Genomic DNA, 16,777 nt, shown 5'->3' on the forward strand with positions numbered 1-16,777 from the left:
TCTTTGTTGTCGTTGGTCGATCGTGGATTGCCGCTGAATTGCAGGTGGGTGAATGTGTGCGCGTAACGTGATGTTCTAAGGCCCGAACCATTCCGCCCAGGCCTAATCCTCTCGCAGCTGCAACCGGACTATGCTCACCCGCCTGCCGATCCGAGTACTGGCCCCCCTGTTATTTGGCATTCCCGTACTGGTGGTGGGATTGTGGCTTTCGACGAAATGGAACCGGCAATCGCAGCAGGCAGTGGCGGAATTGGCCGACCAGAATATCGCTCAAATCCACAATACCATCGCCACGAAAGTGACGGACGTCCTGTCGATCCCGGTTCGGGTGTGCCAGGTAAACGAACATCTGGTCAACAGCGAAGTGCTGGCGGTGGACGATTTGACCGAGTGGCGGGAGACGTTGGTCGAAGAGTCAAAGGCATTCGACGAACTGAGTTGCATCGCCTGGGGTGGCACGGATGGGCGAGCGGTTTGGGTGATTCGCTACGCCGACGGAAGCATCTATTGGGCGGTGAAGTCGGATGGTGATGGTTCCACAATGGACGAGTGGAAGCTTGACGCAACAGGTCACCCGGTTACCAGCACCAAAAGTAGTTTCGACTTCAATGTGACAACCCGGCCCTGGTTTCGGACGCCTCGTAATGCCAAACAGCCCACCTGGTGCGAACCCTACGTATGGGTTGGCGGCGAAGATAGCCAAGGCACCACGCTTGGCATTTCGTACGGCATCCCCATGTTCGACGATAGCGATCAACTGATTGGCGTGGTGGACGCCGACTTCTCGCTTAACGACCTGTCGACCTACTTGGGCAAGTTGAAAGTTGGCAAGACGGGCATGGCGATGCTGGTGGCCGGCGACGGACACCTGCTGGCGACCTCCGGCGGTGTCGATAAGGTGACTGAGGATAGCAAGCAAGTGCTCACGCAGGACTCGGACAACCCACTGGTGGCCGCCGCTGGCGAGAAGGCTGCCGGAAGCGAGTTATCGGACAAAGAACGTAGCCATTTTGACTTGAATGGCCAGACGTACTTTCTCCGCGCATCGAAAGTGGGTGGCGACGTGGGGCTCGACTGGACGCTACTGACCATCGTGCCCGAGAGCGACTTTACCGCCAGCATCGAAGCGGCCTTTGCACGAAGTTGGCTAACCAGCCTGTTGGCGGTGGCGGTGGCCGTGGCGCTCGGCTTCCTGGCCGCCCGGTGGCTGGTCGATCCGCTCACGCGACTGGTAACCGCCGTCAGACGGATCGGACAAGGCGACCTCGACACTCGCATCCAGATCCAGCACGCGCCGGAGTATTCGAACCTGGCGAGCGAGATCAACAAGATGGCCGAGGGCCTGCAGGACCGCATGCGGATGCAGCGGTCGTTGTCGCTGGCCATGGAGGTGCAACGCAACCTGCTGCCGGCCGACGCACCAGAGATGAGGCAACTCGACATCGCCGGTCACAGCACCTACTGTGACGAAACCGGCGGCGACTACTACGACTTCCTGGATGTCTCCGGCACCGACGAGGACACCGCCGTGCTGGTGATTGGCGACGTTATGGGCCACGGCGTGGCAGCCGCTTTGCTAATGGCCACCGCGCGGGGCATCTTGCGCAGTCGCTGCGCGGAGCCAGGTTCGCTGGCCGACTTCTTGACGCACCTGAACGACATGCTGGTGGTCGACACGCAGGGCGAACGCTTCATGACCATGCTGCTGGTCACGCTCTCCGGCGGTCGCGACCAACTGCGGTGGGCCTCCGCCGGGCATGGTCCGCCCGTGGTGTACGATCCGGTCAGTGACACGTTTCCCGAACTCGATGGTGGCGGGCTGCCGCTTGGCCTGATGGATGGCGAGCACTATGAGGAATACATTCAGAAGGACATCCGTCCGGGGACCATTCTGTTGGTATCGACCGACGGATTGGAAGAAACGATGGACCACGCAGGCGAGCAGTACGGTGTCGATCGCGTGCGGGATATTCTTCGCAAGCATGCCTCGAAGCCAGCCGAAGCAATCAGCCAGGCCATTCGCCAGTCGCTGGCCACGCACCGTGGCGAGGCCAGCCAGGACGACGACCTGACGTTCGTCGTTGCCAAGGTACTGTAGCGTCTCCTAGCCTCGCGGAATGGGAATCATCATCGGTACCCGCTGCTTATAGTCGAGGTACTCCTGGCCATAGGTCTCGGTGAGGTCGCGTTCCTCGAGCATCAGCCCAAAGCGAATGTAGGCGGTCATGCCGAGGGCCAGCACCAGGTGCGCCAGCGACATGGTCGGCGTGGCCCACATGCCGATGAAGATGCCAAGCTGAATGGGATGGCGAACCAGGCGATAGCCGAATCGTGTGGTGAACGCCGGGATCGTTACCTCGCGACCGTTGGCGTAAGCGTGCGCCTGCTGCAGGCCGAACAGCTCGAAGTGATTGATCATGAACGACGCCGACACGGCGAACAGCCAGCCCGCGATCTGCAGCGTGAACAGGGCGATTCGCACCGCGGGAATTTCGATGTTCCAGATCATGCCATTCATCGGCTGCCAGAGGAAGCAAATCATCAAACAGACGACGCCCGACATCAGCACATAGGTGCTGCGTTCGACGCCGGCGGGAATGGCCTCCGCCAGCCGATCCTTGAACGGTCGCCGAGCCATCAGCGAGTGCTGCACTGCAAACACTAGTAGCAGCGAGATATTGATCGCCAGCGACAGCGGCCAAGCCACGGACGCCGTGGCGTTGATGTCCTGGGGGATGCCCCAACCGCCGGCGAAGATCATAAACAGGGTTAAACCCCCTAAGCCAATAGCGTAGGAGAGGATACCGTACACTAGTGCAGCGACGCGAGCCATGAGAAAACCTCCTGAATTTCGGGGTAAGGGACGGCTCTCTTACGCCTCAAAGTAGCAGCTATTACAGCCCCGGGCGAGAAAATTATTTCACCGCCACCAGGCTCACTCCAGCAATGGCCAGCAACATGCCGAGGGCATGATACACGCTCGTTGGCTCGTGCAGAATAGCAACCGCCAGCAGCACCGTGAGCACCGGCCCGGCAGTGCCAATAACCGTAGTTCGCGTAGCACCGATGCGCAGAATCGACTCGTTGATCATGAAGCTCGGCAGCACCGTACAGACAAAAGCCAGTACCACGCCGTACAAGTAGACCACCGGGCGCAAATCCGCAAACACGGCCGGCGAGCGAGTCGCCAGAAAGTGCGCCGCCACGAAGCCGGTGCTGCCGATCATCGCGAGGCTGGTGAACTGCCGACTGCCGATCCGCTGCATGATCGGCTTGGCGAACAGGACATACAACGAGTAGCTCAGCGCCGATCCCAATACGAGCAGCACGCCCAGTGTCACGTCGCCATTCGACTGCGACGCGGCGATCAGCCTCTCCTGGCCGTACATTAGCCAGATGCCTGCATAGCTGAGCGCAATGGCGAGCACAATGCGCGGTGTGAGGCGCTCACCCAAAAATAGCGCCGCCAGCACGGCAATCATCGTTGGATAAGTAAACAGCGTCAGCCGCTCGAGCTGCGCGCTGATGTACGTGAGGCCACACAAGTCGAGATACGACGCCAAGTAGTAGCCTAGAAAACCCAGCACCAGCGCAAGCGGAACATCACGCCGCCAAGTGGAGCGTGTGTTCGGGATCGTACGCCACGAATGCCATAGCACCGCCAGGTACAGCGGCAGCGCAATACCCATCCGCAACGTAAGCAGCACGGTCGGATCGGCCCCCGCTGCGAAGGCCAGCTTGATGAAGATGCTTTTGAGCGCGAACAGAAACGTGCCTCCAATCGCCAGCACCACGCCCGACGCATAACGGGCGCTGGGCGCGGTGGGACAGGCTTCGTCGGCAGCGGCTTCCAAGGGAGCGTTCCAGTTGGCGGTGACTCAGGGGGGACGCGGGAGGGACAGCGCCCAAGGCGGGAAGGTTCGTGACGGCTTTAGGGGACGCGATTAGGCAGAATCCTTCAAGTGGGTCTGTGAACGGGTAGCACGGACAGTCGGCCGGAAAGGTCTGTGCCATTTAGGAGACTCCTTTCGGCCGATTGTCCGTGTGCGGAGCACAAGAGGTAGTCAGAATATCCACTCCAACGGAACAACATTTGGCTCATTTAGCAGGTAGTGCCTCGCGGAACTCCATTTCCAATCGACCGCACGTTCCACCAACCCCGCCGTAACGGGATTCTTGTGCATGTAATCAAGTTTCTCTTCTGCTTTCTTCTGCGAATAGACGTTAAAGGGGTGATACCTTGGCTGCCAAAGTAGATCGGCTGGTGGGATTATCTTTGCGTACTCCGGAGCAACACCTCGCAGCATCCTTTTGAGTTCCTGGCTGGTAGATTGCCTCCAGCTCTTCATGAAACGACTCAATTCACCCTTGGCCTCAAACCAAACGATGGCATGGACGTGGTCTGGCACAATGACATAGCCTGAGCAAATGCCGGAGTATTTGGTGATTTTCTCCGCCAATGATTCGATTAACGCATCTCGCAGCGGCTCACAATCGAGCAGCCGGCGACGGTGGTAGCATGAAAAGGTAACGAATTGGGCGTGCTGCTCTTGATCATATATCTGGCGTTTTGGCATGAATGTATTTTGGCTACCAGAAGTGGCTGCCACAACCTCTTGTGCTGCGCACACGGACAACCGGCCGTGGTCAGCTTGCCAAATGGCGTAACGAACTCCGGCCGGCTGTCCGTGCTACCCGCTGCTGGCGGATCTTCAACACCTCCTGGCACAATTCAGCGATCGCGGTAATGCGCGATTCTACTCCACGTAGGACTTCCTGGCAGCGTGCAGCGCGGCCTGTTCCGCCAGGAATCCATCCCATTCGCTGCCCGTCACCTGCTCGTAGCCCATGTCGACAAACAAGACAGCCGTGCCTCCATCTGAAGTTCGCTCGCCGTTGTGCCCGAGTCTTGCTTTGTCCCACAGCAGCGCCAGGCGTTTGTCATCCGACAGAGTCAGCCCTTCGACGTAATGCCAACCACAAGTCTCAGGTGTTAGTAGCTTGCCGCTTGCAAGGCGTGCTTGCGTCACTTTCACGGGAACAATCTTGCCACAAAGCACCGACGCGTCGGCGTACTTGGGATACAAGAGGCTCAGTGATGCCTCGGCGGAAACTTCTCCGGCCGGGTACGTTCCGCCATGATCCTTGGCGTACTGATCCAAGGCCAGCATCAACTGTTTGTCGCAGGAGTGGCTGGGGCCGTAGGGGTAACGATGCCACACGTACACCTGTCTTGCAGTCACGAGTACTGCCAACAGGACAAGGAGAACTATCGGGATGACGAGCCACTTTCGCATCGGCTGAATTCGGTGAACGTGTTTGTGGTTAGGAATTTCTACGAAGCCTTTATGGCTTACTCCTCCAGCACCGCCACCACGCGGCATGGGGCGCCGCTGCCGCCGGCGATTTTCATCGGCAGCGCAAACACGCGAAACCCGGTGGCGGGCAGATCCTTCATGCTGGCGACGTTCTCCAGCGCGGGCACCTGATGCTCGAACAAATTCACGTGGCTTTGGAACATTCGCGACGGACCGTTGTCGATGCTCGCTGTATCGATGCCCACGGCCTTGATCCGCCGAGCCGAGCAAAGCCAACTAGCCGCGGCCGGATCGAGGCCCGGGAAGTGCAGCTTCGCCACGGCGGCCGGTCCCATTTCGGCGGTGCCCAGGTATTTCTGGCGATCGGGCCAGTGTTCGGCGTAGCCGGTATTCAAGAGCACGATCTTCTCGGCCAGCGAGGCATTGTTCGTTTTCTCCCACTGCTTCAGATCGTCGATGGTCACCAGGTAATCAGGATCCACCGAGCAGGGGGTGGTCACGTCGACGCAAACCGCTTCTCCGACCAGACGGTCGAGCGGGATTTGTTCGACGGTTTGTCCTGGCTTCGAAAAGTGGTGCGGCGCGTCGATGTGGGTGCCGCCATGCTCGGGGGCATCGTATCGGTTGGCGGCGTAGTAGTAGCCTCGCTCGGTGTATCCATCGTCGAGCTTCTTCAAGTCGAACCCCGGTTCGGTAGGCCAGTAGATGGTGTTGGTGTCGAACGTGTGTGTCAGGTCGATAACAGTGGGCGAAGCGGCCTCGACCACTGCTAGCGGCGCACCGCAGCAGAGCAAGGCGAAAGCGATAGTGATGGCGCGCATGGCGAACGTCCCCCGGGTGGTTCTCGATCCATTTTCTACTTAACCAAAGTACCGCACGTGACTTAAGCCTAGGATATTGTGACGATCGCCACAAATAGTTGCCGCAATCGGAGCGACGACTTTTTGCATCGGCCTCCAATTGGCGGTAGAATCGGCCGTTACGGTGTGGGCTTCTTTTCTTCTCCCACTTTCTCACAGGAGGGCCGCGATGTCGGACGATCGAATGCAGGTCGCCAGGGCGGCAGATCAGGTGGTGATTCGAATCGTCGGGCGGGCAACCATGCAGGACAGCCCCGCCTTGCGCAAGACAGCCGAGATGGCCATCGACTCGCACCACCTGGTGTGGGACATGTCCGAATGCGAATACCTCGACAGCACGATGCTCGGCTGCTTGATCGGTGTGCGTAAAGAAGCCGAGCGTCTCAAACGACAGATGGTCATCGTGGCCGACAAGCCGCGGCAGGTGAAACTGTTCACCACCTCGTCGCTCGACAAGTTCTTCGACTTCATCGACGAGTGCCCCCAGGTTTCGACCGACTGGATGGAGATCGAGCGCGAAGGACTCGATACCGACGCACTCACGCGCCACGTGCTGGTGTGCCACGAACGACTAGCCGACCGCGGCGGCACCGACGGGGAAGCCTTCCGCCGCGTGGTCGACCGGCTGTCGACCGAGATCGAGCAAAAAGACATGGACCGCATGCTCGAAGAGCACGACTCGCAGTTGGGCGAGTGAACCGCCCACGGCGCCGTTCGTTCACACGTTTTCCGGCACCACGTAGGGGGCGCGGTAGATGCGGGTTAGCATCGTGTCGGCTTCGGCATCGCCGACGAACTTCTCGCTCTGAGGGTCGAACTTCAATTGCCTGCCAAGACGCGAGGAGATGTTCGTCAGGTGGGCGATGCCCGAACTGGTGTGGCCTGTCTCGATCGGTGCGTTGAGCTCCGAAGGATCACGCCGGCGAACGGCAGTAAAGAAGTTATCGAAATGGGCCTGCAGCGGATCGCCCGAGGTGCCACTGGGGCCCGGTTCGCGCCGGCGTCCGAGGTAGGTCTTGTAGGTGTTGTAGTTGTCGATGGTCATGATGCCCTTGGAGCCGTAGAACAGGTTGCCAACGCCGACCCCCTGTTCAAGGTTCGTGCACCAGGGTCGCACGGCGATCTCCAGCATCTTGTTCGAGTCGCCGAAGCGACACATCGCGCTGAGTACCTCGGGGGTCTCGCGATCGTCCTGCCAGAGAAAGTTGCCCCCCATGGCAGTGATTTCGGTAGGCAGCCCTTCATCCAGGCCCCACAGCGCCATGTCGGTTTCGTGAACGCCCTGGTTGCCGATGTCGCCGTTGCCGTAGTCCCAGTGCCAGTGCCAGTTGTAGTGCACGTATCGAGTGGAAAATGGCCGTTCCGCCACGGGACCTTGCCACATGTCCCAGTCGAGCGTGGCGGGCACCGTGCTGTTGGGCTGACTGCCGATGGAGGGCCGCCAGCGAAACACGCAGGCCCGCGCCATGTAGACGTCGCCAATGAGCCCGTCGCGGAGAAGCTGCACCGCTTCCTGAAGCTTGGGATTGGAACGCAACTGCACACCGTGTTGCACGATGCGATGGTAACGGTGGGCCGCTTCGACCATCTTGCGACCTTCCCACAAGTTGTGCGAGCCGGGCTTCTCCAGATACACGTCCTTGCCCGCCTGGCAGGCCCAGATCGAGCTGAGGGCGTGCCAGTGGTTGGGCGTGGCGATGCTGACCACGTCGATATCGCTGCGATCATTCACGCGCCGCAGATCGGTTTCGGTCTCGACACGGCGGCCATATTTTCTCTCAAACTCGCCAGCTCGCTGATGCAGCACCTTGGCATCGGGATCACACAGCAGCGCGACTTCCGCACCCGGCACGTTTTCGATCGCATCGATGTGCACTTTGCCGCGGCCGTTAACGCCCAGCACGGCGCAGCGGACAGTGTTGTTGCGGTCGGTCTGAGCGCGGGTGGTGGTGGCGGCCAGTGTGGCGGCGCCCGAGGCGGCGACAAACGTACGGCGATCGATGGCAGTCATCAGTGCTGGTTCCCAGCGGAAGAGTGCAAATACATGGCGGCAACCTGTCCCACGTTATTCCGCCAATCAGATATCGCTTCAATTATACTCCCGAGCCCATAATCCGCGAAGGACAAATGCCGCTCGGATATCCTCACGAGAACGCCAGCGTGCCGGAGCCGTGCAATTTATTGCGGTGCGACAGACGGCCACCCCCGCAGCGTTCTGCTACGCTGCGCCGAGGCTCACGTCCATGCCATCGCCGAAGTAGTACTTGCGAGCCTCTTCGTTCTGCAGTACTTCGCGAGGCGTCCCGTGGCACAGTACCTGGCCGCTTTTGACCACGTAGCTGCGGTCGGTGATTTCGAGTGTCTCGCGGACTTGGTGGTCGGTGATGAGAATTGAGATGCCGCGGTCGCGCAGTTGGCGGACGATCTCCTGAATATTATCGATGGTCACTGGATCGATACCGGTGAACGGTTCATCCAGCAAAATGATCTTGGGATCGCTCACCAAGCAGCGGGCGATTTCGAGTCGTCGCCGCTCGCCACCGGAAAGGCTCATGGCCTTGCTCCGGCGCAACTTGGTGATGCCGAACTGTTCGAGCAGTTCCTCGCACCGCCGTTTTCGCGTGCGGCGATCCATGCCCAGCATCTGCATCATGCCAACCAGATTCTGCTGGACGCTGAGCTTGCGAAAGACGCTCGATTCCTGTGCCAGGTAGCCCATGCCTCCATCGCGGGCGCGGCGGTACATGGGCCAGTCGGTGACCACTTTGCCCGTCAGGCGTACTTCGCCCGCGTCAGGGTTGACCATGCCGCAGGTCATGCGGAACGAGGTTGTCTTGCCTGCACCGTTGGGGCCGAGGAGGCCGACGATCTCGCCCGAGTGCACTTCAAATCCCACGCCGTCTACAACCCGGCGACGACCGTACGATTTGACCAATCCTTTGGTTTCGAGCAGCGACATGGTGGGAATGCGAGCGGAGGGCGGAAAGCGAGAGACGGGGGAACGGCATTCTTGTAGCCAAATCGGCCGAGCTAGCCAACAGCACCCGCGGACTGCTAGCACTGCTACCGGCTGCCCGCGCTATTGAATCCGCCTCATATCGGTGAAGCTGGGAATGACGTAGTTCCAGGGGTGTGGCCATACGACGCTGATGGCTCGGCCCACCAGCAACCGGCGTTCGAGGTAGTTACCGCCCGGCTTGCTGACTGTCAATCGATCCTCGCCACCGCGTTTGTCGTTCCACAGCCGGGCATCCAGCGACTGAGGGCTGTTGTCGCCCATGACAAAGAACTGGTCTTTGCCCAGCGGAAATACGACTTCGTTACGCCGTGTGTATGTGTCCCACAACGAGGGGTTCCAGAGCAGATCGTTCGGAAGATCGCTCGGCTCTAAGTCATTTAGGAAATCTCGCACGACACCATCGCGGTCCGAATGACCTGTGCCATCGTCCGCGATGTAATAGATGTCGCGATAAACACGCAAGCGATCGATCGCCACGGCTGCGTCGTTGCTGCCGATGCGTACGGGCGCCAGATCGCCCGGTGCGTCCGCGGACGATTGCGGCCTCATTTGCCGACGGTCGCCCAGCAGCGCATCCCAATCGTAGGCCGTGGCACCGTCGAATTCCACCAGCCGGTCATCCACCCACAGCAGCAGCGTGTCGTCCACATTGGCGAACGTCACTCGATGCTTGCCGGGGCCGTCGACAACCGTATTGGCAGTGGGGGCAAACTCGGCCACCGCCTGCTCCTGGCCGTAGGGCAGGATGCTTAGGGTGGCTTTGCCGGTGGCCACATCGATGGTGCAGCGGAAGCGGTTGCCCCCTTCGACCAACTCCAAGAGAAACTGCCCGTTATCTCCTTCGACTTCCATGTCGGCTTCGACGTGCAGGTCGCCGACCCAATGCAGGCCAAGCTGGTCTTGCCGAAGGTAGAAAGGATATTTCTCCCGGCGATTCAACCGTTGCACTATCTCGCGGCGATGCAGCCGAGTGTTGTAGGGGTTGAAGTCGCTAATCAGTTGAGGCCTGGACGACGGCGCGACGCTCCCTTGCTCGATGGTGGGCCACACCTGCTCATCGGGCGGGGTGTGGACATAGTTCAGCCAGTGTTCGCCCGCGCCGCTGGTCGTGTACTGCTGGTGGAGCAGCTTGCCGGCGATCGATTCGTTCAGCTTCCAGCCCTCTCCCAGTTCCCACCGCAGTGGCCAACCCGCTTTATGCAGTTCGGCTGGATCATGGTTCGTATCGTGCACCGGTTCTCGCATGGCGTAGGCCACGGTTGGCGGCTTGCGCGAAATCTGAAAGTCGTCGTCGCCCTCGTGTTTGACGAACAGGTCGCCGCCGAATACCTTGAGCGTTTCTTCCGGCAGCCCCACCAGACGCTTGATGTAATTGTCCGTGGCATTGCCCGGATACTTGAACACAACTACGTCCCATCGCTCGGGATCCTGGAACGAGTACAGGAACTTGTTTACCACGATGCGATCACCGCTGTAGCTTCGCTCGTTCCGCGTCAGCTTGGGAGCAATGGGAGCCACACGGGAAAGCTGTTCGTCATAAGACATCGTGTAGCGGCACATCGGGCACATGCCCGCGACGCACTCTTGATCGAACTTACTGACCTTCGGATTGTCATCGGTGGACGCGTTCACTCGGTAACGCTGACCACAATGGGGGCACTCCAGGTCCTTGTGGACGCCCTGTAGGGATGGCGACATCGAGCCGGTGGGGATAACAAACGGCTCGGCGACGAAGGTGCGGATGAGAAATGCCAGGATGAACGCAATGGCCAGCGACTCGAAGGTTTCGCGAGTGGCATTGTGCGAGGGGTGAGTGGGGTGCTGCTCCTCTTTCTTTTCCACTTCCTTTTCTTTGCGCCCCGTGGGAAGCGGCACCTGTCCGCCCGACTTCTTCTTGTTCTTGTTCTTCTTCGCCATGAAGTTCCTCGCTGGGTGGCCCCGTTGTCATCTTACCGAGTGGACGCTCGCTAGTTCCGCGCTCAGCGAGAACCAACGGCGGCATGGAGCGCTTTGGATTCAGTACGCAGGTGGAGTAATTTGGGTCGTTTAGACGTGTTTGGCTAGTCGCCTTTGCTCACCGGGATCCGCGAAATCGGTATCATCCGTGACTTTTTGCCAGTTTGGGGGCGTGGGGGCACAAGTACAGAGGCAATCTATTCGCTTGCCGCGGGAGAATCTAGGCGAGAATCTCGCAATTCGCCCAGCGGCACCCCAATCAGAAGCTCCTGCCGCAGGGCGTGACTGGCCCAGGTGCGGCTGTCCTCAGATATCGCCACGTTATCGCCGACGACAAAAAGTCCCCCTGGCCCCAGCGTGACCCCCGCTAGCGGCCAGCGGTCCACCGGCCGGGTGTGGTAATACGCGTCGCGCCACACTTGCAGTTCGCCCAGCTTTACGATGCCGGTCGCCACCACCGCGAGCCGCGGTTGATCGGGCCAGGCGCTGGCGGATGGCTCGCGCCACACGACCCGCCCGTCCACTGCCAGCAACGCCTGGCGGTCGAACAGCGACCAGACGACCTGCGTTTCGCCCGGACGGTCGATGGTTTGCGTGAGCACGCGTCCATCGGCCAATTGGGCTACGAACTCCACCGTGGCTCCGGGGGCCAGGTGTACGTTGGTGGTGACCATCAAGTCGAGTGCGGCGTAGGTGGGCCGCGTGGCTGTCTGGTTGATGCCCAGGTCGTCGGTCACGGTGCCGCCGGCCGGCTGGAACGCGAGACGGGTGGCCTCGCCCCCGTGCTGCCAGGCGTTGTCGGCAAAATGCCAGCCGTCGTCGTCTGCGTGCCAGGCAGCCAATTCCTCACGTTCGCGATGCACAAGCTGACGCAGACGCATCTGCTCCTTGAGCGACTTGCGGAGCACCTGACCGTTGATCAGCAGATCGCCCGATGAGAAGTCGACATGCTCGCCCGGAAGGCCCAGCACTCGCTTGATGCACAGCGTACCCGCCCGCTCGGGACAACGAAACACCACCACGTCCCAGCGGCCGATGTCGCCAGTCGCCAGGCAAATTCGGTTTACCCACATTCGCTGGCCGAGTTTCACCTCGGTGGGCGTAGCGTGGAACTTTTCGCGGCAGTCGGGGCAAACATAGGGCCGGAATTCGGGCACCTGATCGGCGGCCACAGCGAAGCGGTGGTCGCAATGCGGGCAGACGACTTTCACGTGGGGGCCCAGCAGCGTGGGCGCCATGGAACTGCCTTCGATGCGCAACGGCTTGACAATACCCAAAACGACGAACGACTCGCTCGCCAGCAGCGCAATTGCCACAACGACGATGGTTCGCAACCAGCCGTAGGCTGCCGGCGGTTTAGTTCGTAACGGATGCTGCATCGGGAGTTCTGGCGGATACTTGCGGTGGCGTGCGAGGCGCGAGCGTGAACTCGTCGAACACCTCCCCATCCATGGTAACAACTCGGCAATCAAAACGCTCAGGGCGGAAGGTCAGCAGGTGCAGATGATGTTCCGATCCGCAATGCTCGGCCGTGTCTTGCAGGTACCAACGGCTGGTCTTGGGCGTGCGTTGTCCGACGCCCAGGCCACCCTCGCCAATGTACACCACCCCCTCGGGATCGACCTTGGTGCCTTTCAGCGGTGGCGTGCGCTTAATCACGTGGCCATCGGCTTCGCAAGCCATGTTCACCTGGTACTGCTCGAACAGCGGCACCCAGTTCGTCAGCGCACCGCTGGGAATCTTCACCGCGGGAAACGCCGGCTTGTGATACTGGGCGATGTACCAACGGTGGTTCCACCGCTCGGCGGCCAATTCGTCGGCCAGCCAATCGCGCTGGTCGCCGGCCGTCGAAGTCTCGGTATTGAGTGTCGCCAGGCGGACATAGCTGGAGAGGCTCACCGCGTAGTAGTTCTCGTCGCGCTCTGGAAAAGCAAACACCTGGTTGAAAATCGGGCCCATGTCGTGATTGCCACGCGCCGGAATGATGGGCAGCAACCGTCCGTCGTCACCGGTGGTCAGTTCGTGATGATCGAGCCACGCCAGCCATTGGTCGAGTGCGGTGCCGTTGCGGATAAAGTCGCCACCGTGGGCCAGGGCAAGTATCGGCGGACGCTCGGCCACCTGTTGTTCGGCCACCATGCGGGCCATCATGCGATTGACGTTTTGGCGCTCGTCGATTCCCGAGCGGCTATCACCACCAAAGAGCAAGGAAATCGGGCGATCGTCGTTCGGGGCGGTAATGAAGTAGAACTCCCGCGAGGGGTGATCGTCCGTCTGGCAGACGACATGGTACTCGGTGGCTGGCTGCAAATCGGTGAGCGTCGTATGGTGGGCGTACGGAACCGTGTCGCCGCCCAGTTCGCCTTGGAATTGCTCGTTGCGATCGCTCTCGATGGATGTCCAATCCTCCTGCCCATCGGCACGCAGCTTTACCAAGTGCTTGGTGCCCGGCTCGGTAGTGGTCCAGGAAACGATGGCGGACGTGGCCGGATCGTCGTGCCATATGACGCGGACGTGCCGGGGAGTGAGTGTGTGGGGTGGCTCGGCCTGCGATACGCACGACGTCAGCGCCGACAGCGCCATCGTTACGACGATTGCCATCAGTCCACGTAGTGATGCATCCTGCAAGGGAGAATTCCAATAGCGGTGCATAAGATCTCCTGTCGAAGTTGTGCGAAGGGTCAATCGTCGGAGCCAATGGATCTTAACAAAGCGTCCGGCACAGGCACCAATCGCCAGGCCAGTACTAACACCAAAGGCAATACCCAGTGAGCCGAGCGGATGGCGAATTCGTACCAACCGCGATCCACTCCTAGGGCAAAAAAACGTGCTGCCGCCGTGATCAAACCCCAGGCCGCCATGTAACCGACCACTGGCCGCCAGCGGCGGGCGACAATCAGTACGGCGACCACCAGGTCGATCACGCCGATAATCAGCAGCATGGTTTGCGCGGTGGACTCTTCGAGACGCACGTCGAACAGTCGATGCGCCGTAACGATCAGCATGTCGAGGAATGAGCCACGTTGCTGCATTGCTTCCAGCCCGTGAGCAGCGAAGGTCAGAGCGATGCTGACGCGGAGCAACCATTCCACGGTGGGCGTGATGGCAATGCCCATCAGCTTGCGGATTTTCGACCAGTGCACCAATAGCAATACCAGTGGGGCGGCGATTCTTGCCGCACCGGCGGCAAACGGAAACAGTCGGACCGCCGTTTCGCCCCACGCCCGCAATTGGCCACCTCCCAGCCAGGCCACATCCAGTGGAAAGCCGTCGTAGGTTTGCCAGGCCGCATAGGCCAGCAGCAGCTGAAACAGAAACACCAGGCCCAGTAGCACGCGCGAGGGCCGCATTATCGTCGAAACCGCGGCCAGCGTCAGCAGGACGCCCACCACGCGAACGATGGCCATGCCGCGGGCTTCGCCGAGCCCCAGTCCACCTACGTCAGCCGGCTCCCACAACCATGCCAGCAGTGGGGTCTCGAGCACAACGCCTACCAGCCACGCATATCCTGCGCATTGCAGGGCAACGCCGCAGCGCAATAGCCAATCGATGGTCTTGTTGTCGTCGGACACAAGCGAGCCAGCGGGGCAGGGAGGGAAACGCGGTGGGGAGGGGGCTACGCCGCCTTGCGAAGGTCGGGGTGCACGTAGCCCCATTCTATCAGATAAGGCCCCATCGCCGCATCCACCTTTGCCGCTTCGGCCGGAGGGAGTTTTCCAAAGCGATTCTTGTGGTAGCCCGCGTTGCGATTGAGATAATCGTCCAGCGCGGCGCGATACTCGGGGCTGAATTCCAGCCCCAAACGCTCGTAGATCTGCTGAATGCAGTGTCGAGGATTTCGCTCCAGCTCCTCGAATCGTACGCGCGCCGTGGTGCCGAACGGTAGCGCGTGCAGGTCGTGCTCACAAGCGTCCGTGGCGTGGCGATACTGATCGAGGAACCGCCCGGCGTAGTTGTCCTCCGGGTGGGCGTCCTGCAGTTGGAACACCGCAAAGCCGTGCTCGGCGAAGTGCAGGTTCGAGCGATACACGTTGTATGGATGTCGGACGATGTAGACAAACTGCGCCGTCGGGAACATCTCGCGAAGCATCGACACCCGGCACGTGTTGACCGGATTCTTCAGCAGCGGCCGACGCCGACATCGCCAGGTGAGTTTGCGGAGAAAGCGAATGTAATGGCGTTGCCAGCGAGCGAGCTCGCCGGAGTCGAACCGTTCGGTCCACCAGTACTTTTGGAGTTCGCCGGTGCGACGCGGGAAGCAGAACATCCAGTAGGGCGATTCGCCTCCCATAGCGGCAAGGGCGAATTCCTCCTCCTGTGTGCTGAGCACCGTCATTTGCACCGAATCCATCGGCCGGCGCCACATCAATAGCGGCGCCATGGCTGCGGTCGTGAGCCAGCCAGTTAGAAAGCCGTGAGGGTTGAGCACTTCGAAGTTGCGGGGCGAACGAAACTGAGGATCAAGCGCCATCAGGTTGTGCAGATGCGTGGTGCCGCTACGGTGCATCCCAACGATAAACACCGGCGAGGGCACTTCGTGGTTCAACAGCCGTGGCGCCAGTACCCGTTCGGGCAGTGTGACCAATGTTGTCAGTCCCGAGGCAATCAGCGTGAACAACAGTCGCGGCAAGTAGAACACCCCCACTGCAAACCGCGCGCGGGCGAGTTCCACCATCCAGCGATCAAGCGGGGCGAACGCCATCAGGTTCGACAGAGGCATCACGCGCTTAAAGCTGGCCGCGGCCGCCGAATCCTCACGGACCTCGCTCGTTCCGTAGCGAGCGACCAACACGGTCGTAGCGGCAACCGCCAACAGGATCAATGCCCAGAACGCGGGCGCTAGCCGAGGATCTCCTTCGGGAGCGAGCCATGGCGACCAGGGGTTCGTCCAGTCGAACTCCACCAGCCGAAGTTTCGAAATAAGCCGCCGCACGGCAATGGCGCCTGCCAACAGTCCCGTGGAAGCCACAATCGTCCCGGTGCGCAGTCGTACCAGGCCCAGCAGGATGGCCAGCAGCGTGAGCCCGATGAACAGCGGCACCGCGGTGCCATCGTGTCGGCTCGCGGCGGCAAACACTCCAAAAACCACCGCCGGTACGAGCACCGCCAACACGGGCGAGGTTGCGCGACGGAGCATACCCAGCAGCAGGCCTGCGAAGATGATCTGTTGCACGGCTGATACCGGGAGCGAACTGAACATGGCCAGCCCGGCCTTGGCGTACCGGCTTGGTGTAATGGCGTCGGTATGCCAGGCGAACACACCCAGTCGGTGACATGCCATCAGATAGCCACCGTAGAAGGCCGCTCCTACGGCTATGCCCAGCAAGGCCTGCCGGCGCCACGTGGCGGGGATCACCAATCCGTACTCAGCTGCCGGGCGGGCTTCACTGGCCAGCACCGCCAGCAGCGACACCAACGCCACGACCAGCAGTATCACGCCACCGGGCGACTTAGTGAGCAGCGAGCAGGGCAGGCCCGTGCTGTACTGCAGTAGCTCGCCCAGCACCACCAGCGCGACGATAGACATCGCCCACATGGCCAGCTTTGCCAAGGGGCCAAGCGCGCGGAACCGACTTGCCAGGACAGCAAACACAGCAGCTTTCCAGATTCAGACGAGAAGCTCT

Annotated in this window: 14 protein-coding genes; 2 read left to right on the forward strand and 12 right to left on the reverse strand. The window is 60.7% G+C overall.

Translation table 11 applies throughout. The features are described from left to right. Window positions 1-130 precede the first annotated feature (130 nt). The gene (locus NG895_RS09215; protein WP_252852193.1) at window positions 131-2,098 is read left to right on the forward strand and encodes a SpoIIE family protein phosphatase; all 1,968 of its coding nucleotides are present in this window, start codon (window positions 131-133) and stop codon (window positions 2,096-2,098) included. Between the two features lie 6 nt (window positions 2,099-2,104). Here NG895_RS09215 and NG895_RS09220 read toward each other — a convergent pair whose 3' ends face one another. From NG895_RS09220 to NG895_RS09240, 5 genes are all read right to left on the reverse strand, one after another. Continuing rightward, complete coding sequence (locus NG895_RS09220; RefSeq protein ID WP_252852194.1) at window positions 2,105-2,833, reverse strand: methyltransferase family protein; 729 nt, start codon at window positions 2,831-2,833, stop codon at window positions 2,105-2,107. 82 nt (window positions 2,834-2,915) lie between these two features. Beyond that, the gene (locus NG895_RS09225; protein ID WP_252852195.1) at window positions 2,916-3,854 is read right to left on the reverse strand and encodes a DMT family transporter; all 939 of its coding nucleotides are present in this window, start codon (window positions 3,852-3,854) and stop codon (window positions 2,916-2,918) included. A 210-nt stretch (window positions 3,855-4,064) separates the two neighbouring features. Next, complete coding sequence (locus tag NG895_RS09230) at window positions 4,065-4,610, reverse strand: REP-associated tyrosine transposase (protein ID WP_252852196.1); 546 nt, start codon at window positions 4,608-4,610, stop codon at window positions 4,065-4,067. A gap of 147 nt (window positions 4,611-4,757) precedes the next feature. Then, window positions 4,758-5,243: a hypothetical protein gene (locus NG895_RS09235; RefSeq protein WP_252852197.1), complete on the reverse strand. Its 486-nt coding sequence runs from the start codon at window positions 5,241-5,243 to the stop codon at window positions 4,758-4,760. 110 nt (window positions 5,244-5,353) lie between these two features. Further along, window positions 5,354-6,139 (reverse strand): cyclase family protein, encoded by a 786-nt coding sequence (locus tag NG895_RS09240; protein ID WP_252852198.1) that lies wholly within the window; start codon window positions 6,137-6,139, stop codon window positions 5,354-5,356. A 208-nt stretch (window positions 6,140-6,347) separates the two neighbouring features. Between NG895_RS09240 and NG895_RS09245 the strand changes: the two genes are divergently transcribed. After that, window positions 6,348-6,875 (forward strand): STAS domain-containing protein, encoded by a 528-nt coding sequence (locus tag NG895_RS09245; protein ID WP_252852199.1) that lies wholly within the window; start codon window positions 6,348-6,350, stop codon window positions 6,873-6,875. 21 nt (window positions 6,876-6,896) lie between these two features. On the opposite strand, the gene NG895_RS09250 is transcribed toward NG895_RS09245, so the two are convergent. From NG895_RS09250 to NG895_RS30560, 7 genes are all read right to left on the reverse strand, one after another. Further along, entirely contained in the window at window positions 6,897-8,189 is a 1,293-nt protein-coding gene (locus tag NG895_RS09250; RefSeq protein ID WP_252852200.1) for a Gfo/Idh/MocA family protein, read from the reverse strand. 207 nt (window positions 8,190-8,396) lie between these two features. Next, window positions 8,397-9,137, reverse strand: a complete 741-nt coding sequence (lptB, locus tag NG895_RS09255) for an LPS export ABC transporter ATP-binding protein (protein WP_252852201.1) — start codon at window positions 9,135-9,137, stop codon at window positions 8,397-8,399. Between the two features lie 120 nt (window positions 9,138-9,257). Then, window positions 9,258-11,114, reverse strand: a complete 1,857-nt coding sequence (gene lepB, locus NG895_RS09260; RefSeq protein WP_252852202.1) for a signal peptidase I — start codon at window positions 11,112-11,114, stop codon at window positions 9,258-9,260. Window positions 11,115-11,350: 236 nt separating this feature from the next. Next, window positions 11,351-12,532, reverse strand: a complete 1,182-nt coding sequence (locus tag NG895_RS09265; protein WP_252852203.1) for a S26 family signal peptidase — start codon at window positions 12,530-12,532, stop codon at window positions 11,351-11,353. Beyond that, window positions 12,510-13,754 (reverse strand): purple acid phosphatase family protein, encoded by a 1,245-nt coding sequence (locus tag NG895_RS09270; RefSeq protein ID WP_252852204.1) that lies wholly within the window; start codon window positions 13,752-13,754, stop codon window positions 12,510-12,512. Before NG895_RS09270 ends, NG895_RS09265 begins: the two co-directional genes overlap by 23 nt. An 80-nt stretch (window positions 13,755-13,834) precedes the next feature. Continuing rightward, window positions 13,835-14,725 carry a hypothetical protein gene (locus NG895_RS09275; RefSeq protein ID WP_252852205.1) on the reverse strand — a complete coding sequence of 297 codons (891 nt, stop codon included), beginning with the start codon at window positions 14,723-14,725 and terminating at the stop codon, window positions 13,835-13,837. Window positions 14,726-14,769: 44 nt separating this feature from the next. Beyond that, complete coding sequence (locus tag NG895_RS30560) at window positions 14,770-16,746, reverse strand: sulfotransferase family protein (RefSeq protein WP_252852206.1); 1,977 nt, start codon at window positions 16,744-16,746, stop codon at window positions 14,770-14,772. Between the last annotated feature and the right edge of the window lie 31 nt (window positions 16,747-16,777).

Source organism: Aeoliella straminimaris (genome assembly GCF_024054565.1).
GTDB lineage: Bacteria > Planctomycetota > Planctomycetia > Pirellulales > Lacipirellulaceae > Aeoliella > Aeoliella straminimaris.